Source organism: Variovorax sp. J31P207, from assembly GCF_030316965.1.
In the GTDB taxonomy this organism is placed as follows: Bacteria; Pseudomonadota; Gammaproteobacteria; order Burkholderiales; family Burkholderiaceae_C; genus Variovorax; species Variovorax ginsengisoli_B.
In genome coordinates this window covers 30,967-51,823 of sequence record NZ_JASZYN010000019.1, presented here as the reverse complement: position 1 = coordinate 51,823, position 20,857 = coordinate 30,967, and the positions used below count along the sequence as shown (strand labels likewise).

The 20,857-nt window shown below is 66.5% G+C and carries 22 protein-coding genes; 13 read left to right on the top strand and 9 right to left on the bottom strand.

Annotated features, from left to right (window positions below):
* Position 1: 1 nt before the first annotated feature.
* From truB to QTI68_RS36305, 3 genes are read left to right on the top strand one after another with little or no spacing between them, the layout of a single operon-like run.
* Entirely contained in the window at positions 2–949 is a 948-nt protein-coding gene (gene truB, locus QTI68_RS36315) for a tRNA pseudouridine(55) synthase TruB (protein ID WP_286529042.1), read from the top strand.
* On the top strand, positions 946–2,769 hold the full coding sequence (gene typA, locus QTI68_RS36310) for a translational GTPase TypA (RefSeq protein WP_286529040.1): 1,824 nt from the start codon (positions 946–948) through the stop codon (positions 2,767–2,769). The genes truB and typA overlap by 4 nt, the downstream gene beginning before the upstream one ends.
* 13 nt (positions 2,770–2,782) lie before the next feature.
* Positions 2,783–3,697, top strand: a complete 915-nt coding sequence (locus QTI68_RS36305) for a DMT family transporter (RefSeq protein WP_286529039.1) — start codon at positions 2,783–2,785, stop codon at positions 3,695–3,697.
* Positions 3,698–3,770: 73 nt separating this feature from the next.
* Here QTI68_RS36305 and QTI68_RS36300 read toward each other — a convergent pair whose 3' ends face one another.
* The 4 genes from QTI68_RS36300 to smpB form a co-directional block, all read right to left on the bottom strand.
* Positions 3,771–4,154 carry a COG4315 family predicted lipoprotein gene (locus QTI68_RS36300; protein ID WP_286529038.1) on the bottom strand — a complete coding sequence of 128 codons (384 nt, stop codon included), beginning with the start codon at positions 4,152–4,154 and terminating at the stop codon, positions 3,771–3,773.
* A gap of 47 nt (positions 4,155–4,201) precedes the next feature.
* Positions 4,202–4,942 (bottom strand): anti-sigma factor family protein, encoded by a 741-nt coding sequence (locus QTI68_RS36295; RefSeq protein ID WP_286529035.1) that lies wholly within the window; start codon positions 4,940–4,942, stop codon positions 4,202–4,204.
* A 20-nt stretch (positions 4,943–4,962) separates the two neighbouring features.
* Positions 4,963–5,469, bottom strand: a complete 507-nt coding sequence (locus tag QTI68_RS36290; protein ID WP_286529033.1) for an RNA polymerase sigma factor — start codon at positions 5,467–5,469, stop codon at positions 4,963–4,965.
* 72 nt (positions 5,470–5,541) lie between these two features.
* A complete protein-coding gene (smpB, locus tag QTI68_RS36285) occupies positions 5,542–6,021 on the bottom strand; it encodes an SsrA-binding protein SmpB (RefSeq protein ID WP_286504454.1) in 480 nt (159 codons plus the stop codon).
* Positions 6,022–6,083: 62 nt separating this feature from the next.
* Here smpB and QTI68_RS36280 point away from each other — a divergent pair, with 62 nt between their 5' ends.
* Positions 6,084–6,530, top strand: a complete 447-nt coding sequence (locus QTI68_RS36280; protein ID WP_286529031.1) for a type II toxin-antitoxin system RatA family toxin — start codon at positions 6,084–6,086, stop codon at positions 6,528–6,530.
* Positions 6,530–6,862: an RnfH family protein gene (locus QTI68_RS36275; protein WP_286529030.1), complete on the top strand. Its 333-nt coding sequence runs from the start codon at positions 6,530–6,532 to the stop codon at positions 6,860–6,862. The genes QTI68_RS36280 and QTI68_RS36275 overlap by 1 nt, the downstream gene beginning before the upstream one ends.
* Before the next feature lie 24 nt (positions 6,863–6,886).
* On the opposite strand, the gene QTI68_RS36270 is transcribed toward QTI68_RS36275, so the two are convergent.
* Positions 6,887–7,423 carry a DUF4124 domain-containing protein gene (locus QTI68_RS36270; protein WP_286529028.1) on the bottom strand — a complete coding sequence of 179 codons (537 nt, stop codon included), beginning with the start codon at positions 7,421–7,423 and terminating at the stop codon, positions 6,887–6,889.
* A gap of 388 nt (positions 7,424–7,811) precedes the next feature.
* Between QTI68_RS36270 and QTI68_RS36265 the strand changes: the two genes are divergently transcribed.
* From QTI68_RS36265 to QTI68_RS36255, 3 genes are all read left to right on the top strand, one after another.
* Entirely contained in the window at positions 7,812–8,012 is a 201-nt protein-coding gene (locus QTI68_RS36265) for a hypothetical protein (protein ID WP_286529026.1), read from the top strand.
* A 1,711-nt stretch (positions 8,013–9,723) separates the two neighbouring features.
* On the top strand, positions 9,724–10,176 hold the full coding sequence (locus QTI68_RS36260; protein ID WP_286529024.1) for a hypothetical protein: 453 nt from the start codon (positions 9,724–9,726) through the stop codon (positions 10,174–10,176).
* A 30-nt stretch (positions 10,177–10,206) separates the two neighbouring features.
* Complete coding sequence (locus QTI68_RS36255; protein WP_286529023.1) at positions 10,207–10,437, top strand: hypothetical protein; 231 nt, start codon at positions 10,207–10,209, stop codon at positions 10,435–10,437.
* A gap of 623 nt (positions 10,438–11,060) precedes the next feature.
* Here the strand turns inward: QTI68_RS36255 and QTI68_RS36250 are convergent.
* Positions 11,061–12,302, bottom strand: a complete 1,242-nt coding sequence (locus QTI68_RS36250) for a tyrosine-type recombinase/integrase (RefSeq protein WP_286529021.1) — start codon at positions 12,300–12,302, stop codon at positions 11,061–11,063.
* 175 nt (positions 12,303–12,477) lie between these two features.
* On the opposite strand from QTI68_RS36250, the gene guaB reads away from it, so the two are divergent.
* The 5 genes from guaB (at position 12,478) to thpR (ending at position 16,872) form a co-directional block, all read left to right on the top strand.
* Entirely contained in the window at positions 12,478–13,947 is a 1,470-nt protein-coding gene (guaB, locus tag QTI68_RS36245) for an IMP dehydrogenase (protein WP_286529019.1), read from the top strand.
* Positions 13,948–14,023: 76 nt separating this feature from the next.
* A complete protein-coding gene (locus tag QTI68_RS36240; RefSeq protein ID WP_286529017.1) occupies positions 14,024–14,272 on the top strand; it encodes a type II toxin-antitoxin system Phd/YefM family antitoxin in 249 nt (82 codons plus the stop codon).
* The gene (locus QTI68_RS36235; RefSeq protein ID WP_286529015.1) at positions 14,269–14,703 is read left to right on the top strand and encodes a type II toxin-antitoxin system VapC family toxin; all 435 of its coding nucleotides are present in this window, start codon (positions 14,269–14,271) and stop codon (positions 14,701–14,703) included. Before QTI68_RS36240 ends, QTI68_RS36235 begins: the two co-directional genes overlap by 4 nt.
* A 9-nt stretch (positions 14,704–14,712) precedes the next feature.
* Positions 14,713–16,326, top strand: coding sequence for a glutamine-hydrolyzing GMP synthase (guaA, locus tag QTI68_RS36230; protein WP_286529013.1), 1,614 nt, complete (start codon positions 14,713–14,715; stop codon positions 16,324–16,326).
* Positions 16,327–16,347: 21 nt separating this feature from the next.
* Positions 16,348–16,872 (top strand): RNA 2',3'-cyclic phosphodiesterase, encoded by a 525-nt coding sequence (thpR, locus tag QTI68_RS36225; protein ID WP_286529012.1) that lies wholly within the window; start codon positions 16,348–16,350, stop codon positions 16,870–16,872.
* A 13-nt stretch (positions 16,873–16,885) separates the two neighbouring features.
* On the opposite strand, the gene QTI68_RS36220 is transcribed toward thpR, so the two are convergent.
* Genes QTI68_RS36220 through QTI68_RS36210 form a run of 3 tightly spaced genes read right to left on the bottom strand, consistent with a single transcriptional unit; the run spans position 16,886 to position 20,813 of the window.
* Complete coding sequence (locus tag QTI68_RS36220; RefSeq protein WP_286529156.1) at positions 16,886–18,283, bottom strand: L-serine ammonia-lyase; 1,398 nt, start codon at positions 18,281–18,283, stop codon at positions 16,886–16,888.
* Between the two features lie 4 nt (positions 18,284–18,287).
* Positions 18,288–19,457: a M20 aminoacylase family protein gene (locus QTI68_RS36215; RefSeq protein WP_286529010.1), complete on the bottom strand. Its 1,170-nt coding sequence runs from the start codon at positions 19,455–19,457 to the stop codon at positions 18,288–18,290.
* A 21-nt stretch (positions 19,458–19,478) separates the two neighbouring features.
* Positions 19,479–20,813 (bottom strand): DUF3100 domain-containing protein, encoded by a 1,335-nt coding sequence (locus QTI68_RS36210; protein WP_286529008.1) that lies wholly within the window; start codon positions 20,811–20,813, stop codon positions 19,479–19,481.
* Positions 20,814–20,857: the final 44 nt, after the last annotated feature.

Genomic DNA, 20,857 nt, shown 5'->3' with positions numbered 1-20,857 from the left:
GATGAACGCGCCACGCACAAGGGTGCAGCGGCGCCCTGTGCATGGGGTGTTGCTGCTCGACAAACCGCTGGGTCTCTCCAGCAACCAGGCCTTGCAGAAGGCCAAGTGGTTGCTGCGCGCCGAAAAAGCCGGCCACACCGGCACGCTCGATCCGCTCGCGACCGGCGTGCTGCCGTTGTGCTTCGGCTCGGCCACCAAGTTCAGCCAGCTCCACCTCGACGCCGACAAGACCTATGAGGCGTGCGCCCGCCTGGGCGTGAAGACCGCCACCGGCGATGCCGAGGGCGATGTGATCGCCGAACGGCCGGTGGCCGTCGCCGCCGTCGACCTGGCGCGCGTGCAGTCGCAGTTCACCGGGCCGATCCGCCAGGTGCCGCCGATGCACAGCGCGCTCAAGAAGGACGGCAAGGCGCTTTACGAATACGCCCGCGAGGGCATCGAGGTCGAGCGCGCGCCGCGCGACGTCGTGATCTACAAGCTCGCGCTGGCGGCGCTCTCGGACATCGACATCCGCATCGAGGCATCCGTCAGCAAGGGCACCTACATCCGGACACTCGGCGAGGACATCGGCGAAGCGCTCGGCTGCGGCGCCCACCTCACTTCGCTGCGTCGCACCGCCACCGGCGGCTTCGATGTCTCGCAGTGCATCACGCTCGAGGCCCTCGAAGCCATGAATGAGGACGAGCGGCTGGCCTGCCTGCTGCCGACCGAGGCGCTGGTGGCCGATCACACGCGCGTCACGCTCGGCGCCGAAGATGCCGGGCGCTTCCTGTCGGGCCTGCGCCGGCGCGGCAGCTGGGCCGACGCGCCCGCCGTGGCGGTGTTCGGCAACGAGCCCGAGGCCTTCCTGGGCACGGCCCACGTGAAGGCCGGCGAACTGATACCGGGGCGGCTGCTGAGCCCCATCGAAATCCAGCAGACATTACTTTTGACCGAAGCGACACCATGACCCAACAGATTCGCAACATCGCCATCATCGCCCACGTGGACCATGGCAAGACCACCATGGTCGACCAGCTGCTGCGCCAGTCCGGCACCTTCGCCGAGCACGAGAAGGTGGTCGACACCGTGATGGACAACAACGCGATCGAAAAAGAACGCGGCATCACGATCCTGGCCAAGAACTGCGCCGTGACCTGGGAAGGCACGCACATCAACATCGTCGACACCCCCGGCCACGCGGACTTCGGCGGCGAGGTCGAGCGTGCGCTGAGCATGGTGGACGGCGTGGTGCTGCTGATCGACGCCCAGGAAGGTCCGATGCCCCAGACCCGCTTCGTGACCAAGAAGGCGCTGGCCCTGGGCCTGAAGCCGATCCTGGTGGTGAACAAGGTCGACAAGCCGGGCGCGCGTCCCGACTACGTGGTGAACGCGGCCTTCGACCTGTTCGACAAGCTCGGCGCAACCGACGAGCAACTCGACTTCCCCGTGGTGTACGCCTCGGGCATCAACGGCTGGTCGTCGCTCGAAGAAGGCGGCCAGGGCGAGCAGTGGGGCCCCGACATGTCGGCCCTGTTCAACACCATCCTGAAGCATGTGCCGGCCCAGAAGGGCGACCCGAATGCGCCGCTGCAGTTGCAGATCTCGGCGCTCGACTTCTCGACCTTCGTCGGCCGCATCGGCGTCGGCCGCATCAGCCAGGGCACCATCAAGCCCATGATGGACGTGGTCGTCATGGAAGGTCCGGACGGCAAGACCGTCAAGGGCCGCGTCAACCAGGTGCTGACTTTCCAGGGCCTGGAGCGCGTGCAGGCCACCGAGGCCGGCCCGGGCGAGATCGTGCTGATCAACGGCATCTCCGACATCGGCATCGGCGTCACCGTGACCGACCCGACGAACCCAGCGCCGCTGCCGATGCTCAAGGTCGACGAGCCGACCCTGACCATGAACTTCTGCGTCAACACCAGTCCGCTGGCCGGCCGCGAAGGCAAGTACGTCACCAGCCGCCAGATCTGGGACCGCCTGCAAAAGGAACTGCAGCACAACGTGGCGTTGCGCGTGAGCGAGACCGACGAGGAAGGCATCTTCGAAGTGATGGGCCGTGGTGAACTGCACCTGACCATCCTGCTGGAGAACATGCGCCGCGAAGGCTTCGAAATGGCCGTGTCCAAGCCGCGCGTGGTGTTCCGCGAGATCAACGGCGAGAAGCACGAGCCGATCGAGCTCGTCACGGCCGACATCGAGGACCAGCACCAGGGCGGCGTGATGCAGGCGCTGGGCGAGCGCAAGGGCGAACTGGTCAACATGGAACCGGACGGCCGCGGCCGCGTGCGCCTCGAGTACCGCATTCCGGCGCGCGGCCTGATCGGCTTCACCAACGAATTCCTCAACCTGACACGTGGCTCGGGCCTGATCTCGAACATCTTCGACCGGTACGAACCCTTCAAGGGCGAGATCGGCAGCCGCAAGAACGGCGTGCTGATCTCGATGGACGACGGCGAGATCTTCACCTACGCGCTGGGCAAGCTGGACGACCGCGGCCGCATGTTCGTGCGCGCCAACGATCCGGTGTACGAAGGCATGATCGTCGGCATCCACAGCCGCGACAACGACCTGGTGGTGAACGCCACGCGCACCAAGCAGCTGACCAACTTCCGTGTCTCGGGCAAGGAAGACGCGATCAAGATCACGCCCCCGATCGAGCTCACGCTCGAATACGGCGTCGAGTTCATCGAGGACGACGAACTGGTCGAGATCACGCCCAAGAGCGTGCGCCTGCGCAAGCGCTACCTGAAGGAACACGAGCGCAAGCGCGCTTCGCGCGAGTAAGCGCCACAAGGCCATGAGCGGACGTGGTCTGACCCACGGGCGTGCCGTCTGGCTGATGGTCTGCGTCACCTTGATGTGGGCCACGGCCGGTGTCGTCACGCGGCATCTGGAGCACGCGCGCAGCTTCGAGGTCACGTTCTGGCGCAGCTTCTTCACGCTGGTTTCGCTGGTCGTGATCCTGCCGCTCTGGCAGGGCCGCGCGGTGTTCGCGAAGCTTCGCCAGGGCGGGCGCGAACTGTGGATCTCCGGCGTTTGCTGGAGCGTGATGTTCACGGCCTTCATGGTCGCGCTCACCCTCACCAGCGTCGCCAACGTGCTGGTCACGATGGCGCTCGGTCCATTGCTGACGGCGCTCGGCGCCCGGATCTTCATCGGCCACAAGCTGCCGGTGCGCACCTGGGCGGCGATCGTGGTGGCGGGCGTCGGCATCGGCTGGATGTACGGCACCCAGCTCGGCGAAGGTCAACTGCTCGGCACCCTGGTGGCGCTGTGCGTGCCGCTGGCCGGCGCCTGCAACTGGACCGTGGTCCAGCATGCGCATGCCAAGGGGCACGACATCGACCTGGTGCCGGCCGTGCTGATCGGGGCTGCGATCTCCTCGCTGGTCACGCTGCCGCTGGCCTGGCCGTTCCAGGCCAACGCGCACGACCTCGGGCTGCTGGCCTTCCTGGGCCTGTTCCAGCTGGCGATTCCCTGCGTTCTCTCGGTGTTGTGCGCGCGCGTGCTGAAGGCGCCCGAAGTGGCGCTGCTGGCGCTGCTCGAAGTGATCTTCGGCATCGCGCTGGCCTGGATCGGCGCCGGCGAGGAGCCCGAGCCGAGCGTGCTGACGGGCGGCGCGCTGGTCATCGGCGCCCTGGTCTTCAACGAACTGCTGGGCCTGCGGGAGCGGCGGGACGCCTCGCGCCAGGCGCTGACTGCGGCGCGCTGAGGCGGCCCAAAAAAATGCCGGCGTCCAGCGCCGGCATTCTTCATCGACGCGCCCTTCAGGCGCGTCTTCGGCCTCAGGGCCGGGCCACCTTCCAGACGCCGTTGAAGCCGTCGCCGGTCTTGTCGCCGGCCTTGGTGTCCTTCGACCAGTAGTAGAGCGGCGCGCCCTTGTAGGCCCATTGCTTGGTGCCGTCGTCGCGCGTGATGATGGTGTAGGCGCCCATCGGCTGGGCCGTGTCGGCCACCTTGAGTGCCGGCCAGGCGGTGATGCAGGGGCCGTTGCAGGCGGACTTGCCGCTGCCGACGACATCGCGATCGAAGGTGTAGAGCGTCATGCCGGTGGGGCCGATCAGCACGCCGTCGGCGGTGCGGGTCGGAGTGTCCGGCGCCTTGCTGGACATGCTGCCGCAACCGGCGAGCAGGGCAGCGGCAAGAATCGAGGCGCTGAGCAATTTCATGAAGTTTTCTCCTTCGGTTAAAAAAATCGGAATGCAGCCCGGACAGTCTAGCCGCCGGTACTTTCGAGTTGACGGTACACGGCGGTCGCGAGGGCCAGCAAGGCATCGCGCGGAAGCGCGCCCGCCAGAGCGTAGCCGAAGCCGCGATCGACCCAGTAGAAGCTCGGCACCGGGCCCTCGGTGGCGAAGCGGAAGGCGGTTTCGTCCGACCCCGACGCCGCAGCGCCGTCGAGGCTGCCGAGGTACAGCGTCACGCGTTCGCCGCCGGCACCCTCGAACATGAACTGTGCCCTGGGCCCCTGGCTGCCCGGCAGCAGGCGGCCGCCGACGAGCGTGTAGCCCTGGGCCGACAGATCGGGCAGTCTCAAGGGCCGGTCGAGCCGCCTGGAGAGCCACTGGAGCAGGTGCTGCTGCTCGGCCGCGGCGACCTCCACCGGATGCCGCTTCTCGGGCGCGTAGACCGCATGCGCGACCGATGCCGCGTGCACGAACTCCTGCGCGGCCGGCACGGCGCGGGCCAGCCGAGCGCTGCTGCCAGTGGCGCGCAGCCACTGCGAATTGGCGATCCAGCCAGCGCCGAAGGCGATCAGCACGGCAGCCGCCATGCCGCCCCAGCGCAGCCATGGGGCGTCGGCGCGTCGCGGCCCGCGCCCGGCGCCCGCCGCCGCGAGCAGGGTGGCGGGCACGGGCTCGTCGAGCACCTCGCGATGCAGTTGGCGCAGGGCGTCGCGCTGGGCCAGCCAGGCGTTCGGATCGTCGTCGTCGAGGGGCGGAGGCGGGGTGTTCATGGCGGGCAGCCGGTTACCGGTTACTTGAGGCGGCGCAGGGCGGTGCGGCCGGCGACCGGCGGCGCCTCGTCCATCAGGGCCTGCAGGCGGGTGCGCGCCCGCGACAGCCGCGACATCACGGTACCGGCCGGGATGCCGAGCACCTTCGCCACCTGGGCGTAGGACAGGTCCTCGAGCGCGACCAGGAGCAGCACCGCGCGCTGGTCTTCGGGCAGCAGCAGCAGGCAGCGCTGCAGGTCGATCGCCTGGTCGCGCTGCCCGTCTGCCGCGCGCAGTTCATGCGCGGCCTCGTCGATGTCGACCATGGCGCGCGGCGGCGCCCGCCGCATCTGGCTGGCGAACTGGTTGTGCATGATCGTGAACAGCCAGGCCCGCAGGTCGGTCCCCAGGCTCCAGAGCCGCCATTTGCGGCAGGCGCGCTCGAGCGTGTCCTGCACCAGGTCGTCGGCCGCCCAGGCGTCGCCGGTCAGCGCGCGGGCGTAGCGCCGCAGGCTCGGGATGTGGGGGACGAGGGCGCGTGGATCCATGTCGGGTGTACCTGGTGCACGAACGCCGCCGGGCCGCCGTTTATTCCACCGGCCGCGAAAAAAACTTCTTCGTCAACGGCTGCGGCTCTTCATGGCGCGCTCGACCTCGCGCTTGCCTTCGCGGTCCTTGATGGTGTCGCGCTTGTCGTGCTCGGCCTTGCCCTTGGCCAGGGCGATCTCGCACTTGACCTTGCCGGCCTTCCAGTGGAGGTTGAGCGGCACCAGCGTGTAGCCCTTCTGCTCGACCTTGCCGATCAAGCGGCGGATCTGCTCCTTGTGCAGCAGCAGCTTCTTGGTGCGCACCGAGTCGGGGTTGATGTGGGTCGAGGCCGACTTGAGCGGATTGATCTGGCAGCCGATCACGTAGAGCTCGCCTTCGCGGATCACGACGTAGCCGTCGGTCAGCTGCACCTTGCCTTCCCGCAGGGACTTGACCTCCCAGCCTTCGAGCACCATGCCGGCCTCGAAGCGCTCTTCGAAGAAGTAGTTGTACGCGGCCTTCTTGTTGTCGGCGATGCGGGAGGAGGGGTCTTGCTTCTTTTTGGTGGCCATGGTGTTTCAGGTGAGGGCTGCATGGCTTCAATACAATCCGTCGCGCACGCTGTGCCGATTCTATGAAAACAGTCCACAAGTCCGTTCTGATCTGGTACAGCGCCGAAGAGATGTACGCGCTCGTCACCGACGTGGCGAAGTATCCCGAGTTCCTGCCGTGGTGCGACCGCTCCAAGGTCATCGAGCAGGGCGAGCACGGCATGACGGCCCAGGTCGGCCTGGCGTTCAGCGGCTTTCACCACAGCTTCACGACCCGCAACACCCACGTGCCGGGCCGCGAGGTGCACCTGAAGCTGGTCGACGGCCCGTTCTCCAACCTCGATGGCGTCTGGACCTTCACGCCGGTCGGCGAGGAGGGCGAACGCGCCTGCCGGGTCGAGCTCAACCTGAGCTACGGCTTCAGCAATTTCGCGCTGCAGGCGCTGGTCGGCCCGGTGTTCGACAAGGTCGCCTCGAACCTGGTGGAGGCCTTCGTGAAGCGCGCCGAGCAGGTCTACGGGGACGCGTGATGCCGCGGGTCACGGTGGCTTGTTCGCCGGCAGCGCGCGAGGTTTTCGAGCTGGTCCTCGATGTCGCGCCGGGCGCGACCGTGCGCGATGCCGTCATGGCCAGCGGCCTGGCGCAGGCGCTGCCCGGTCTCGACTGGGCCGCGCTGTCGCCAGGCATCTGGGGCCGCGCGGTGGCATGGGATCAGGCCGTGCGCGACCTCGACCGGGTCGAGCTGTGCCGCCCGCTCACGGTCGACCCGAAGGTGGCGCGCCGCGAGCGCTTTCGCCAGCAGGGCGCGCGCGGCACGGGGCTGTTCGCGAACCGCCGCAAGGGCGGCAAGGCAGGGTACTGAAGTGGCCGCCATGGGCGGCACTCGCTACTTGCAGTCGGCGGCGATGACGGAATCGAGGCGCTTCTGCTCGCTGGCGCGCGCCTCGTCGTCCATGATGATGCGTTCGCCCTGGGCGTTCACGCGGGCGACGCGGATGCCGCTGTCCATGGTCGCCTTGCCCTGGCGCGCCCGGCTGCAGTTCTCGGCCCTGGCCTGGGCGATCTTCTGCGCCTCGGCGGCCTGCTTGGCTTTCTCGGCTTCCTCGGCCTTGCGGGCCTTCTCTTCCAGTTCCTTGTCGACACCGGCGCCCTTGGCCGGGCCAGCCGGAACGGGTGCAGGGGCGGCCGGCGGCGTGGCCGCCGCAGTGTCGGTCGCGTCGCCCGCTGCCGACGGCGCACTGAAGTTCAGCCGCTTGGGCGGCGGGCTGGGCCGGCGCAGGATGTTCTTTTCGGGGATGTCCGGCGGCGGCGCCTGGTCACTGAAGACCTTCTTGTTGTCCTTGTCGAGCCATTGCCACTGGGCGTGCGCACCCAGGGGCAACAGGAAAACCGACCCGATGACGAGCAACTGCGCGAGCTTCATGCGTCAAGTTTAGCGCCGCCTTACGTTTTGCAACGTGCTTGCGGGCGTATTTGCAACGCTCGTGCGGCATTTGGTCGCACCCGGAGCGCCGGGGGAGCCGGAAACGGCATGTCCCTTCGCCTGCCCGGACGCCGAGCCATCGTTACAATCCGTAAGGGTGTCTCCATTGGAGAACATGGCGGTTTCCCAGAATGGCTAGGGGGTGGTTAGGCTGGGGCATACCCCTACGGTGAGCCGGGTCAAATCGTAACAGCGAAGGTCCATTGTGGCCCCCTAACCGTGCCAGCGGCGGACCCGCTCAGTTGCCAAACGCAACAGATGTCATGCGGTCTGTATCACGCCCGTAACACCCGCCAGCAGGTCGGCCCATCGGCCCACGATACGGGCCATGAACTACGAGCTACCGCCCCCGCCCCCTGAGTACTGGGACCGGAAGTACACCGCCTTGTTCCTCAACACCACTGAGGGCCGTCTGCGGTCCGGTGCGTGTAGGGGCGACAAGGCACTCCCGCCTGTCTACAAGTTCGGTCGGCGCGTCCTCTACAAGCGCGTTGAGGTCGAGGCCTGCGTCAAGCCCGCCGTGAGTTAACCATTACGTTTCGTTACTGTCCAAGCCTTGACTTTTCTGGTCAAGATCGGCTAGGGAAACGCCCCCGAGGCGATACGCTTAGGGGGCGGACCCCGCGCCGGGGCCGTCACATAACAGGAGCGAAGATGGAATTCCAGACCCCTTACCCCGAGCTTGTAGGCGGAGGCTACGCAACTATCAAGCACTTTGCTTGGACCCAAAGCATGACCTCCAAGGGCCTCCATTCGCGAGTGAGCGATGGTGCTCTACCGCCGTTGCCCAGGCCCCTCGATATCAACATGGGCGGCTCAAAGGTATGGGCCGACTACGAAGTCCACAAGTGGGCTCTCGCCGCAGAAGAGTGGAAAGCATCCTTGCCGGAACGGCCCGGAGATTGGCCCGGCGACATGCTGACGCGGCCATCAATAAGTTGGTGTCGCTCTTAGAACACGCCGATCCAAATATCGCTATCAAGGCGGCTCTCGCCCTACTTGACCGGGGGTTCGGCAAGTCCGAGACGACCCAAGTCAACTACAGCGACACCCATACGGACCAGCCGTGGCCCGAATGGTTGACCGCCCGCAGGCTCGCTTATCAAGAAACAGCCCAGGTTGCGCCCGACATTGGATCGTTCCCTGGAATAGCTCAGCAGCCAGTCTCAGAGACGCCTGAACCTGTCGAGTTGGTGCGCAATCCGCCACTCCCAGCTAGCCCCCCACCGGCACCTCCTGAGCCTGTCGTAGACGTTGAATCTAGGCCAGTGTTCTGGGACAGCCCGTTCAGGATGGCCGATGGCGATACCCGCGACCCGAGGAAGCATTGAACTAGCCATTCCCCTAGCCAACCTCTGCTAACCCCCTGTCGTTACAGGCGACCCAGGATTACGTTACCTAACGGCGGAATCAGGTGGGTGGGGTGGACGACTGGTTGAACGAGTAGACATCGAGTGGATTTGATCGATGGGTCTATCTCGGGTGAATAGGAGGATGGTCTGATCTCTTGAGCCTTATACAGGGGTGGGTTCAGCGGCGGGTGGGGGGTCACTTTTGCGGGGCTGAACGCCTTTCTCGAACGTGACAAGAAATCTCACAGACAGAATTACAGTGACAAGGAAATTGGGTTCAGAAAAATCGCACCCTATTCCAAAGTACCAAGAGTTACCCAGGTGTCATTGGAAAACCCCTTACGGATTCCCCTCTGACCGCGTACTCGCGAGAGAATCGAATATCGACCCCTCCAATCTAATTCTCATTCTATTCCGATGCTCCGTATATCCGCCCACCGTAGCACGGGAGTGATTATTCTCCGCCCATCAGGTAAATATGAGGCCCGGGCACGTCTGGGCCCCACTCTCTATCGACTCGGTCAATTTGACGACCCCCGAGCCGCCGCCAGGGCCTACGATAGGTTTATGTCTCTGTTCTCCGTCCCCCTCCTGGGCCGGCCGCCCTGCCTCATATATGACCCCCGTTGATCTCTCAGATGCCCAATTCATTCGGGCTCTATTGTGGTTCATTGCCTATAAGCCTCAATTCCTCAGCAATATGAACGACCTATCTATCCGCACCCAGCTAATCAACCTGGGCTATATCCGGCCTCAAGAGCCCTTGACGCCCCCGGCGTACCAGCGGTCACCGTTGGCCCGTTCCCGCCCCGTTGGCTTGCTCTCCCCACCGCCCCAGCCCACGCCCATCGGTGGCCTTCTGGGTGGCGTACCCAAGGACTTCCCCAAATGACCGCCCCCACGTCAACCCCCACGTCATCCCGCCCTCTGAAGGAGCTCAACTACCTTGAGCCCCAAACGCTCCGGTTCCTGACAGCACCGCAACTCGTCGCAAGAATGAATCAGGCCATCCGCCAAGGCCAGATCACCCCCGCCGCAGCAGATATCCTGTACCGCGATCTGACGCAACACATGCGGGCCCAAAACGGTGACCGCACCCGGCCAGGGCTGTACGACCCCACGCTCCACGACGACCCCGGGCACCCCCGGCCGTTCGCCCCCAAGGAGCAATACCGCCCCGACCGCGCGCCTGGGACCGCCATGGCCCCCATCTTTGATCAGGCCGCAGACAACCTCCGCAATGAGGCGTTGCTGGACGGGCTTCAAAAGCAGATCGGCACCGACGCCTCCCTGTCTGTAGTTGAGCCGATCAGCCTCCGGGATCAAGTTGAAGCCGCCTAGCCATCTCGCCGCCCAGCAGGGAGCGCCGCAATGAGCCACTACCAACGAGACAGCGCCCGGGTCGAATGGATGCTGCAAGAGGCGGCACGTTTGATCGAGGCGCGGGCCAAGATCGAACGCCCATCGAGCCCGATCACCTTTGCCGATGAAGACGAGGGCAACAAGCCCCTGTCCGAGACGGATCAGTTTGTCCGCGAGTTGAGCCGACGACTGAAGAGGCGCGATGAAACCGGGGCGGGCTCAGGAGACGGGGTTGACTAACCAAAGTTACGAACGGAACGGTTCCGACCGTAACCAATCGTTACGATACTCCCCGGGAGTATCGTAACTTCAGAGTTACGACGGTACCCGGGACCGCCGTAACCGAACGTAACCAGAGGACAACTATGCCATGGGACGAACCGCTATCAGACGGCCCTGACTTGCCACCGCTTCGGCCCGGTCTACCGTACACGCCCGTCAACAATCTCCGTGAGTTCCTGCTTGCCGGGGTCGCCCAAGGGCTGGCCGAAGATGACCACCGATTCGTCTGCTCACGTTGGTTCATCCACCTCTGCTGCTACATCGGCCTGGACCCTGACACCGCCCTCCGGATCAAAATCGCCTACCTGCGCGGCGAGATTGATCCGAAGCGGCTCAACATGACGAACCTCCACGCGGTTCGGTTCAGGTACGGCGACCCACGGGCAGGCTCCGAAGCTCATTGGGACACGTGGAGTGGTTCGGTTTCGAGGTAGCAAGGTCGTCCGCTAGGAGACGCGAACGGCCTCGGGACTATCTACCCCCCAAAGTTTCGATTTCGACCGCGCCTACGAGCCGGGAGACTCTACGGAATCGATCCTACGGCCCGACCGCCGCCCGGGTTTTCGACGGTCGGGCGACTTCTACGCTGCTACCCCCATCAGAGCAGCCCTGACCGCATCCGTCTTGATGTGGGCGTAGTGTTTCGCCGTGGTAGCGACGTTCCGGTGACCCATCGCCTCCGCCACGATCTTGAGCGAGACGTTGTTGCTGGCGAGGTCTGATCCAAACGTGCGCCGCAGGTCGTGGATCGTGATCGAGGTATCGACTTCCGCCCGAGCCAAGACCATCTTCCACGTGTACCAAATATCCTTCACCGGCTGATCCTGAAGGTACTCGCTTGGGAAGAGCCACGGACTCTTGGGGTTCCGCTTGCGCTGGGCCTTCACGATCTCAACCGCCTCAGGCCGCAGGACGATGTACATCGCCTCCTTGTTCTTTGACTTCTCAGCCGGGATTGTCCAGACGCCATCCTCCAGGTCGAACTCATCGAATCGGGCCGTCATGCCGTTGGTCTTGCGGACCCCCGTAACCATCAGCAATCGGAACAGCGGCTTGACGTAGGCGGGCCAGATGGGGGCGTCCAGGGCCTCGATGATCGCTGCCTTCTCAGCCGACGACAGCGACCGCCGCCGCACCGATTCTTTCGGCAGGTCGATCTTCTTGGCGATGTTCTCCCCCTGGTACAACTCGGCTTTGCTGGCGAAGGCGTACAGAGCCCGCATGGCTTTGAACAGGATTCCTGCTGCGTAGGGGCCGCGTGGGGCCAGCCCTTTGACCTTGTCCCCTAGGACAATCTCCTGATTCCGCTTGGCCATCATCGGCTTCGTGAGGGCCGTCAGGGGGAGCGGGAGCCATTCGGGCGCCGAGTAGGAGATTGCGTTGTAGGCCCACTCAGCGTTCCGCACCCCCTTCATGCGCCGGTCCACCTCAAACTCCCTGAGAACTTGCTCCACGGTGATGTCCTGGGCGGCTTTGATAACCTTGGCCGCTTCCTCGATCACCTTAGCCTTGTTGGAAATCGCCCCGGTACGGACGCCTTCGGCCCATGCCCTGGCTTCGCTGCGGGCCGTCTTGACACGTTCCGCGTTGGGGTACCACCGTTTGAACGATATCCGCAAGGCTTTCCCGTCAACCGAGGACCACTTGTAGCCCCCGAACGTCTTGATGCCGGTGGGGCCGACATAGAAGTGGAGGGCGGGGCACTCGTCGTCCTGATAGTCGCCCGGTCCTGCGTCGCGACAGAACACTTCTGTCAGGTGGACGGGTTCACCCTTCCGGGTACGGGCGTGGGAGGGTTGCGTGGCTAGGGAGTCGGTCGTCATGGCTAGGTGAACGTTAGGAACTGTGGGTAACGTCCGTCAACGTTCAGGAACGTCGCGGTCCCCGAACCATAGGTGTTCCCCAATGAGAACGCTACGGGGCGCACGCGGGAGCAATAACCGTTGACCTCAGCTAACGTTACCGGCTAGGTACAATCCGTCTTTTGGAGCTTCACCCATGCGCCTTCTCGGCAAAGCGCTCACCTTCGACGACGTGTTGCTGGTGCCAGCGTTCTCCCAGGTCCTTCCCAAGGACACCTCTCTCGCCACCCGGCTCTCCCGCAACATCACGCTCAACCTGCCGCTTGTGTCGGCAGCGATGGACACCGTGACCGAGGCACGCCTCGCGATCGCCATCGCACAGGAAGGCGGCATCGGCATCGTCCACAAGAACCTCACGCCGACCGAGCAGGCGGCGCAGGTGGCCAAGGTGAAGCGCTACGAATCGGGCGTGCTGCGCGACCCGGTCGTGATCACCCCCACCCACACCGTGCGGCAGGTGATGGCGCTGTCCGACCAGTTGGGCATCTCGGGCTTCCCGGTCTGCGACGCCGGCAAGGTGGTCGGCATCGTCACCGGGCGCGACCTGCGGTTCGAGAGCCGCTACGACGTTCCGGTCAGTGAGATCATGACCCGGCGCGACCGGCTCATCACGGTGCCCGACGGCACCACGCTGGCCGATGCCAAGGCGCTCCTCAACAAGCACAAGCTCGAGCGGCTGCTGGTCATCAACGAGGCCTGGGAGCTCAAGGGCCTGATCACCGTCAAGGACATCACCAAGCAGACCAGCTTCCCGAACGCGGCGCGCGACGGCAGCGGCCGGCTGCGCGTGGGCGCGGCGGTGGGCGTGGGCGAGGGCACCGAGGAGCGCGTCGAGGCGCTGGTCAGGGCCGGCGTCGATGCCATCGTGGTCGACACCGCGCACGGCCACAGCGCCGGCGTGATCGAGCGCGTGCGCTGGGTCAAGCAGAACTATCCGCAGGTCGACGTGATCGGCGGCAACATCGCCACCGGCGATGCCGCCCGCGCGCTGGCCGACGCCGGCGCCGACGCGGTCAAGGTCGGCATCGGCCCCGGCTCGATCTGCACCACCCGCATCGTGGCCGGCGTGGGCGTGCCGCAGATCATGGCGATCGACAACGTCGCCACCGCACTGCAGGGCACGGGCGTGCCGCTGATCGCCGACGGCGGCGTTCGCTACTCGGGCGACATCGCCAAGGCGATCGCGGCCGGCGCCAGCACCGTGATGATGGGCGGCATGTTCGCCGGCACCGAAGAGGCGCCGGGCGAGATCGTGCTGTTCCAGGGCCGCAGCTACAAGAGCTACCGCGGCATGGGCTCGATCGGCGCCATGCAGCAGGGCAGCGCCGACCGCTACTTCCAGGAATCGAGCACCGGCAATCCGAATGCCGACAAGCTGGTGCCCGAAGGCATCGAGGGACGCGTGCCGTACAAGGGCTCGATGGTCTCGATCGTCTACCAGATGTCCGGCGGCCTGCGCGCCAGCATGGGCTACTGCGGCTGCGCGACGATCGACGACATGAAGAACAAGGCCGAATTCGTCGAGATCACCACGGCGGGCATTCGCGAGAGCCATGTGCACGACGTGCAGATCACCAAGGAAGCCCCGAACTATCGGGCCGAATGAGGCCAATCTGGCCCGATACTGAAAATCGGGCCAGATCGCGCTAGAATTCGGGCCAGATTATTGTCTTCTGGCCCAAATGCAATCTCTCGGTATCTCCGAAGCCAAGAACAACTTCTCGGCCCTGATCGATCTGGTCGAGAAGGGCGAGGAAGTGCGCATCACGCGCCACGGCAAGGAAGTCGTGCGCATGTTGCCGGTGCGGCGCAAGCCGGTCATCACCGACGAGCAGATCGCCCGCGAACTGGGGCAGATCGATGCGCTGCACGCCACCATCAAGCCCGGCACCGCGGTCCAGGTCCTGCGCGATGAAGGGCGACAGTCATGACGGCCTTCGTCATGGACGCATCGGTCACCGCGGCCTGGCTGCTGCCCGACCTTGCCAGCGAACACACCCGCAAGCTCTACGCCGCGATCCGCCGCGACGAGGTCGAGCCGCAGGCGCCCAATGCCTGGCAGTGGGAGTGCGCCAACATCCTCGCCAACGGGGTGCGCAGCGGGCGCATTCCGTCGTCGGCGGTCGAAGGGCTGTGGAGCGTGCTCGACGCCATCCGGCACCGCGTCGAACTCCATGACCTGGCGCCGGCCCAGCACAAGGCGGTGCTCGCCGTGGCCATCGACGTCGGTGTCTCGCAATACGACGCGGGCTATCTCTGGCTGGCCCGATCGCTCGACCTTCCGCTCGCCACCTTCGACCCGCAACTCATCCAGGCGGCGCCGCAAGCGGGTGTCCGCCTCTTCGACATTTCAATGCTCTGAGTCATCGCCATGCAACACGACAAGATCCTCATCCTCGATTTCGGCTCGCAAGTCACCCAGCTGATCGCGCGCCGCGTGCGCGAGGCGCATGTGTTCTCTGAGGTCCATCCCTGCGACGTGACCGACGAATGGGTGCGCGAGTTCGCCAAGGACGGCACGCTGAAGGGCGTGATCCTCTCGGGCAGCCATGCGAGTGTGTACGAGGAGACCACCGACAAGGCGCCGCAGGCGGTGTTCGAGCTCGGCGTGCCGGTGCTCGGCATCTGCTACGGCATGCAGACCATGGCGCACCAGCTGGGCGGCAAGGTCGAGGGCGGCCACAAGCGCGAGTTCGGTTTCGCGGCGGTGCGCGCGCGCGGCCACACCGAGCTGCTGCGCGACATTGCCGACTTCACGACCGACGACGGGCACGGCATGCTCAACGTCTGGATGAGCCACGGCGACAAGGTCACCGAACTGCCGCCGGGCTTCAAGCTGATGGCGTCGACCGAAAGCTGCCCGATCGCCGGCATGGCCGACGAGGCGCGGCACTTCTATGCGGTGCAGTTCCACCCCGAAGTCACGCACACGCAGCAGGGCAAGGCGATCCTCGACCGCTTCGTGGTCGACATCTGCGCGGCGCGGCGCGACTGGGTGATGCGCGACCACATCGCCGAGGCGGTGGAGTCGATCCGCCAGCAGGTGGGCGACGAGGAGGTGATCCTCGGCCTCTCGGGCGGGGTCGACTCGTCGGTGGCCGCGGCGCTGATCCATCGCGCCATCGGCGACCAGCTGACCTGCGTCTTCGTCGACCACGGCCTGCTGCGGCTGAACGAGGGCGACATGGTGATGGACATGTTCGTCGGCCAGCTGCATGCCAAGGTGATCCGCGTCGATGCCAGCGAGCTGTTCCTCGGCAAGCTGGCCGGCGTGAGCGACCCCGAAGCCAAGCGCAAGATCATCGGCGGCGAATTCGTCACGGTGTTCAAGCAGGAGGCGGCCAAGCTCACGAGCGCTGGCGCCAAGGGCGCGAAATGGCTGGCGCAGGGCACCATCTATCCGGACGTGATCGAGTCGGGCGGCGCCAAGAGCAAGAAGGCGGTGACGATCAAGAGCCACCACAACGTCGGCGGCTTGCCCGAGCAATTGGGCCTGAAGCTGCTGGAGCCGCTGCGCGACCTGTTCAAGGACGAGGTCCGCGAGCTCGGCGTGGCGCTGGGCCTGCCGCCCGGCATGGTGTATCGCCATCCGTTCCCGGGCCCGGGCCTGGGCGTGCGCATCCTCGGCGAGGTCAAGAAGGAATACGCCGACCTGCTGCGCCGCGCTGACGCGATCTTCATCGAGGAACTGCACAACTTCATCGACCCGGCGAGCGGCAAGAGCTGGTACGACCTCACGAGCCAGGCCTTCACGGTGTTCCTGCCGGTGAAGAGCGTCGGCGTGATGGGCGACGGCCGCACCTACGACTACGTGGTGGCGCTGCGCGCGGTGCAGACCAGCGACTTCATGACCGCCGACTGGGCCGAGCTGCCCTATGCGCTGCTGAAGAAGGTGTCGGGGCGGATCATCAACGAGGTGCGCGGGATCAACCGCGTGACCTACGACGTGAGCAGCAAGCCGCCGGCGACGATCGAGTGGGAGTGAGTTTCGACGCTGAGCGGGCCGATGGACAGCCTGTTCTTCGCCCTTCAGCCGGAGCCCGCAGCCGCTGGCCGGGCCGTCGAATTGGCCGAGAGCCTGCGTGCCGCCCATGACCTGAAGGCGCAGGCGACCGCCGTGGAGCGACTGCACGTCACGCTTCATCACTTGGGCGCGCTGCGGGAAGAAACCGTGACACGCGCGCTACGTGCCGCCGCGACCCTGGACTGCCCGGCAGTCGAAGTGCGATTCGACAAGGCCACAAGCTTCAAGTCCGGCGGGAAGAAGCGCCCGCTCGTCCTGCTCAGCCGGCAAGCACTGCAGCCGCTGCAGGATTTCCGGTCCACCCTGGGCGTTGCGCTTTCCCTGCATGGGGTGGATGTCGACGATGGAAGCTTCAGGCCGCACCTCACGCTGCTTCGCGACGCGCGTGCCGTGCCTGAGCAGTCGGTGGGGCCCGTCGCGTGGAAGGCCCGCGAATTCGTCCTGCTCCAGAGCCTCGTCGGCCAGGGGCGGTATGTGGTGCTCGGGCGTTGGCCCTTGAACGGTTGAAGATCGCGGCCGCTCAGCACTCCACCACATTCACCGCCAGCCCCCCCAGCGACGTCTCCTTGTACTTCGACTTCATGTCCTCGCCGGTCTGCATCATGGTCTTGATGACGGCGTCGAGCGACACGTAGTGGCTGCCGTCGCCGCGCAGCGCCAGCCGGGCGGCATTGATGGCCTTGACCGCGCCCATGGCGTTGCGTTCGATGCACGGGATCTGCACCAGCCCGCCGACCGGGTCGCAGGTCAGGCCCAGGTTGTGCTCCATGCCGATCTCGGCCGCATTCTCGACCTGCGCCGGCGTGCCGCCGAGCACGGCCGCCAGCGCCCCGGCGGCCATCGAACAGGCGACACCGACCTCGCCCTGGCAGCCGACTTCGGCGCCCGAGATCGACGCGTTGGCCTTGTAGAGCATGCCGATCGCGGCCGCGGTGAGCAGGAAGTCGACCACGCCATCGTCCGAGGCGGCAGGGCAGAACTTCTGGTAGTAGTGCAGCACCGCGGGAATCACGCCCGCCGCACCGTTGGTCGGCGCCGTGACCACGCGGCCACCGGCTGCGTTTTCCTCGTTGACCGCCATCGCGAAGGCGTTGACCCAGTCCATCGCGGCCAGCGGGTCGGCGCCAGCGGCACCCGCATCGCGCGCCAGCAGCTCCCGGTACAGCTGCGGGGCACGGCGGCGGATGTTGAGATTGCCGGGCAGGCGCTCGGAAGCGCTGGCGTTGTCGATGCCGAGGCCGCGCCGCACGCACTGCTGCATGACCTCCCAGATGCGCAGGACACCGGTGCGGACCTCGCCCGGTGCGCGCCAGGCGCCTTCGTTGTCCAGCATGAGCCGCGCCACGCTCAGGCGCTGCTCGCTGGCGCGCGAGATGAGCTCGTCGCCGGTGCGGAATGGGTGGGGCCATGCGAGGCCGGCCGAGGCATCGGCCGGCGCCGCGGCAACCCCGCCTTCGACCACGAAGCCGCCGCCGACCGAGAAATAGCAGCGGTCGGCCAGCACCGAACCCGCGGCATCGAGCGCCACCATCCGCATGCCGTTGGGATGCTCGGCCAGCGATTCGTGGCCGACGAACGCGATGTCGCGGCCCGCTTCGAAGTCGATCGGATGGCGGCCCAGCAGGGCCAGCTGGCCGCTGCGTCGCATGGCATCGAGCCGCGGCCGGACGGTGGCCGGATCGACGGTGTCGGGCGCCTCGCCCATCAGGCCGAGCATCGCGCCCACGTCCGTCGCATGGCCGTGCCCGGTCGCACCGAGCGAGCCGTAGAGCCGGACCCGCACGCCCGCCGTCGCCGCCAGCAGTCCTTCGGCATCGAGCGCGCGGGCGAACATCAGCGCCGCCCGCATCGGTCCGACGGTGTGCGAACTCGACGGACCGATGCCGACCTTGAAGATGTCGAAGACAGACAGCATCAGCGCACTATGCGGCCGAAAGCTGCTGCTTGACCAGTGCCACCCAGTAGGCGGCGCCGAGCGGCAGGATCCGGTCGTTGAAGTCGTAGTAGGGGTTGTGGATCGGCGGATCGTCCGGCCCCTCGCCGGCGCCGATGCCGATGTAGGCGCCGGGCCGCTTCTGCAGCATGAAGGCGAAGTCTTCCGAACCCATCGCCGGCTTGATGTCGGTGTGGACCTGCGCCTCGCCGACCAGGCTGGCGGCGGCGGCCGCGGCGGCCGCGGTCTCGGCGGCCGTGTTGACCACGCCGGGGTAGCCGCGCATGTACCTGAGCGCCACCTCGGCGCCGTGGGTCTGGGCCATGCCGGCGCAGATCTGTCCCATGGCGGCCTCGAGCTTGTCCTGGATCGCGGCGTCGAGCGTGCGCGCCGTGCCGCGCAGCACCACGCTCTCGGGCACCACGTTCCAGGTGTCGCCGCCGTGGATCTGGGTCACGCTGACCACCGCCGAATCGGTGGCGGCGACGCGCCGGCTCACGATGGTCTGCAGGGCGTTGACCAGCTGCGCCGAGATCATCACCGGGTCGATCCCGGTCTCGGGCATCGCGCCGTGGCACCCCTTGCCGGTGATCACGATCTCGAAGGTGTCGAGGAAGGCGGTCATGGTGCCGGTGCGAATGCCGAACTGGCCGCGCGGCATGCCGGGAAAGTTGTGCATGCCGTAGACCGCGTCGGCCGGGAACTGCTCGAACAGGCCTTCGTCGACCATGCGGCGGCCGCCGCCTTCGTTCTCCTCGGCCGGCTGGAAGACGAAGTGCACCGTGCCCTTGAAGGGCTTGTGCCGCGCCAGGTGGTCGGCCGCGCCGAGCAGCATCGCGGTGTGGCCGTCGTGGCCGCAGCCGTGCATCTTGCCCACGCAGATGGACTTGTGGGCGCGCTCGCCGAGCTCGGTCATGTTGAGCGCGTCGAGGTCCGCGCGCAGCGCGATGCTGGGGCCATCGCCGTTCGTCAGCGTGCCGACCACGCCGGTCCCGGCCAGCCCGCGGTGCACCGGGATGCCCATGAGCATCAGGGCATTGGCGACCACGTTCGCGGTGCGGTGCTCCTCGAAGGCGGTCTCGGGGTTGGCGTGGATGTCGTGGCGCCAGGCCAGCATGCGCTGGCAGGTTTCTTCGGCGATCTCGGTTTCGCGGTACATGGGCGTGTCGTCTGGATGGGGTCAGTGGAAGAATTCGGCGATCAGGGTCGCGCCGAGGAAGGTGCCGGCGGTGGCGGTCAGCGAGACCACCACGATGCGCCAGCCGAGCTGGCGGAACATCGGCAGGTCCTTGGCGACCGAGAAGCCGGCGAGTGCCAGCACCGGCGTGGTGAAGGCCAGGAAGTTGAGCTTGGCCGTGACCGCGATCAGCGCATCCGAAAACGGCAGCAGCCCCGGAATGCCGGCCACGGTGGCGACCAGCGAGAGCACCAGCACCATCGGCATCTTCGGCAGCAGGCGCTTGACCAGCCCGACCACCGCCACCACGGCGATGACGGCGAGCATGCCGGCCAGCGACTGCAGCACCGGCACCTTGAACGACAGCAGGTTGCCGATCATCACGCCGCCGGTCATCACGGCCCAGGCGACCACGGTGTCGGCGAAGCGCATGTCGGGGGCGGCGACGCCGGCCATGCCGGAGAGCGCCGCGGTGTCGGCCTGCGGCCGCTTCGAGAAGCGGCCCAGCACCGGCTCCAGCTTGCCGTAGAGCCAGACGCACACCGGCAGCGAGAGGAACAGCGTGAAATAGAAGCCGACCACCGTGGTCAGCAGGTTGGAGGCGGCAGCGATGGCGGTGAGCTGCTTGACCATCTCGGGCGGCTGCTGGGCGCTGATGGCGCCGATCGCCGCCGCCATCAGGCTGCCCGAGCCGACGCCCGCGCCCATGGCGAGCGAGCGCGGATCGAAGATGTGCAGGCTGGTGACGAAGCCGGCCAGCACCGCGATGAAGAGGGCGCCGAGCACGGTCCCGGTGATGTATTCGGCCAGCACGCCGCGGCCTTCGGCCGAGGCCATGCCGTACTTTTCTCCGATGATGGCCAGGTTGCCCTCGCGGCCGACCGAGAAGGTCGCGCCCACCGCCTCGCGCTTGATGCCCAGCAGCAGGGCCAGCGGCAGGCCCAGCGCCAGGGTGCCGAAGGCATGGCCGAATTCCTGGAACACCAGGGCCCAGCCGGCTTCGCGCACATAGGGCAGGGCGGCGCCGACCGTCAGGCCGAGCTTGACGATGAACAGCAGCAGGCCGGCGTTGAGCAGGCCGCCGGCGTAGGCCTGGAGGCCGGTGTCGATGCGCGCCATCGACGGCGTGCGGCGCGCGGCGATGCCCCAGGCCGCCGCCAGCAGCAGGGCCCACAGCATCGGCAGCAGCACCACCTTGCCCGGGCCGAGCTTGAACTGCGCGGAGCCGATGAGCTCGGCGACCGCGACCACGATCAGGGCCACGGCAACGAGCTTGAGTTTGCCCGGGACGGAAGTGCTCGACGGTTCGGACGCGAGCGCGGCAGTGGCGGAGGTCATGGAATTCGAGTGGCTGGAGTGGATGCCCGGCAAGTCTCAGAGAA

What these genes read in the sequence shown, in the direction of transcription:
- truB (WP_286529042.1), top strand. Translation starts at nt 2, where the DNA reads ATGAACGCGCCACGCACAAGGGTGCAGCGGCGCCCTGTGCATGGGGTG.
- typA (WP_286529040.1), top strand. Translation starts at nt 946, where the DNA reads ATGACCCAACAGATTCGCAACATCGCCATCATCGCCCACGTGGACCAT.
- QTI68_RS36305 (WP_286529039.1), top strand. Translation starts at nt 2,783, where the DNA reads ATGAGCGGACGTGGTCTGACCCACGGGCGTGCCGTCTGGCTGATGGTC.
- QTI68_RS36300 (WP_286529038.1), bottom strand. Translation starts at nt 4,154, where the DNA reads ATGAAATTGCTCAGCGCCTCGATTCTTGCCGCTGCCCTGCTCGCCGGT.
- QTI68_RS36295 (WP_286529035.1), bottom strand. Translation starts at nt 4,942, where the DNA reads ATGAACACCCCGCCTCCGCCCCTCGACGACGACGATCCGAACGCCTGG.
- QTI68_RS36290 (WP_286529033.1), bottom strand. Translation starts at nt 5,469, where the DNA reads ATGGATCCACGCGCCCTCGTCCCCCACATCCCGAGCCTGCGGCGCTAC.
- smpB (WP_286504454.1), bottom strand. Translation starts at nt 6,021, where the DNA reads ATGGCCACCAAAAAGAAGCAAGACCCCTCCTCCCGCATCGCCGACAAC.
- QTI68_RS36280 (WP_286529031.1), top strand. Translation starts at nt 6,084, where the DNA reads ATGAAAACAGTCCACAAGTCCGTTCTGATCTGGTACAGCGCCGAAGAG.
- QTI68_RS36275 (WP_286529030.1), top strand. Translation starts at nt 6,530, where the DNA reads ATGCCGCGGGTCACGGTGGCTTGTTCGCCGGCAGCGCGCGAGGTTTTC.
- QTI68_RS36270 (WP_286529028.1), bottom strand. Translation starts at nt 7,423, where the DNA reads ATGAAGCTCGCGCAGTTGCTCGTCATCGGGTCGGTTTTCCTGTTGCCC.
- QTI68_RS36265 (WP_286529026.1), top strand. Translation starts at nt 7,812, where the DNA reads ATGAACTACGAGCTACCGCCCCCGCCCCCTGAGTACTGGGACCGGAAG.
- QTI68_RS36260 (WP_286529024.1), top strand. Translation starts at nt 9,724, where the DNA reads ATGACCGCCCCCACGTCAACCCCCACGTCATCCCGCCCTCTGAAGGAG.
- QTI68_RS36255 (WP_286529023.1), top strand. Translation starts at nt 10,207, where the DNA reads ATGAGCCACTACCAACGAGACAGCGCCCGGGTCGAATGGATGCTGCAA.
- QTI68_RS36250 (WP_286529021.1), bottom strand. Translation starts at nt 12,302, where the DNA reads ATGACGACCGACTCCCTAGCCACGCAACCCTCCCACGCCCGTACCCGG.
- guaB (WP_286529019.1), top strand. Translation starts at nt 12,478, where the DNA reads ATGCGCCTTCTCGGCAAAGCGCTCACCTTCGACGACGTGTTGCTGGTG.
- QTI68_RS36240 (WP_286529017.1), top strand. Translation starts at nt 14,024, where the DNA reads ATGCAATCTCTCGGTATCTCCGAAGCCAAGAACAACTTCTCGGCCCTG.
- QTI68_RS36235 (WP_286529015.1), top strand. Translation starts at nt 14,269, where the DNA reads ATGACGGCCTTCGTCATGGACGCATCGGTCACCGCGGCCTGGCTGCTG.
- guaA (WP_286529013.1), top strand. Translation starts at nt 14,713, where the DNA reads ATGCAACACGACAAGATCCTCATCCTCGATTTCGGCTCGCAAGTCACC.
- thpR (WP_286529012.1), top strand. Translation starts at nt 16,348, where the DNA reads ATGGACAGCCTGTTCTTCGCCCTTCAGCCGGAGCCCGCAGCCGCTGGC.
- QTI68_RS36215 (WP_286529010.1), bottom strand. Translation starts at nt 19,457, where the DNA reads ATGTACCGCGAAACCGAGATCGCCGAAGAAACCTGCCAGCGCATGCTG.
- QTI68_RS36210 (WP_286529008.1), bottom strand. Translation starts at nt 20,813, where the DNA reads ATGACCTCCGCCACTGCCGCGCTCGCGTCCGAACCGTCGAGCACTTCC.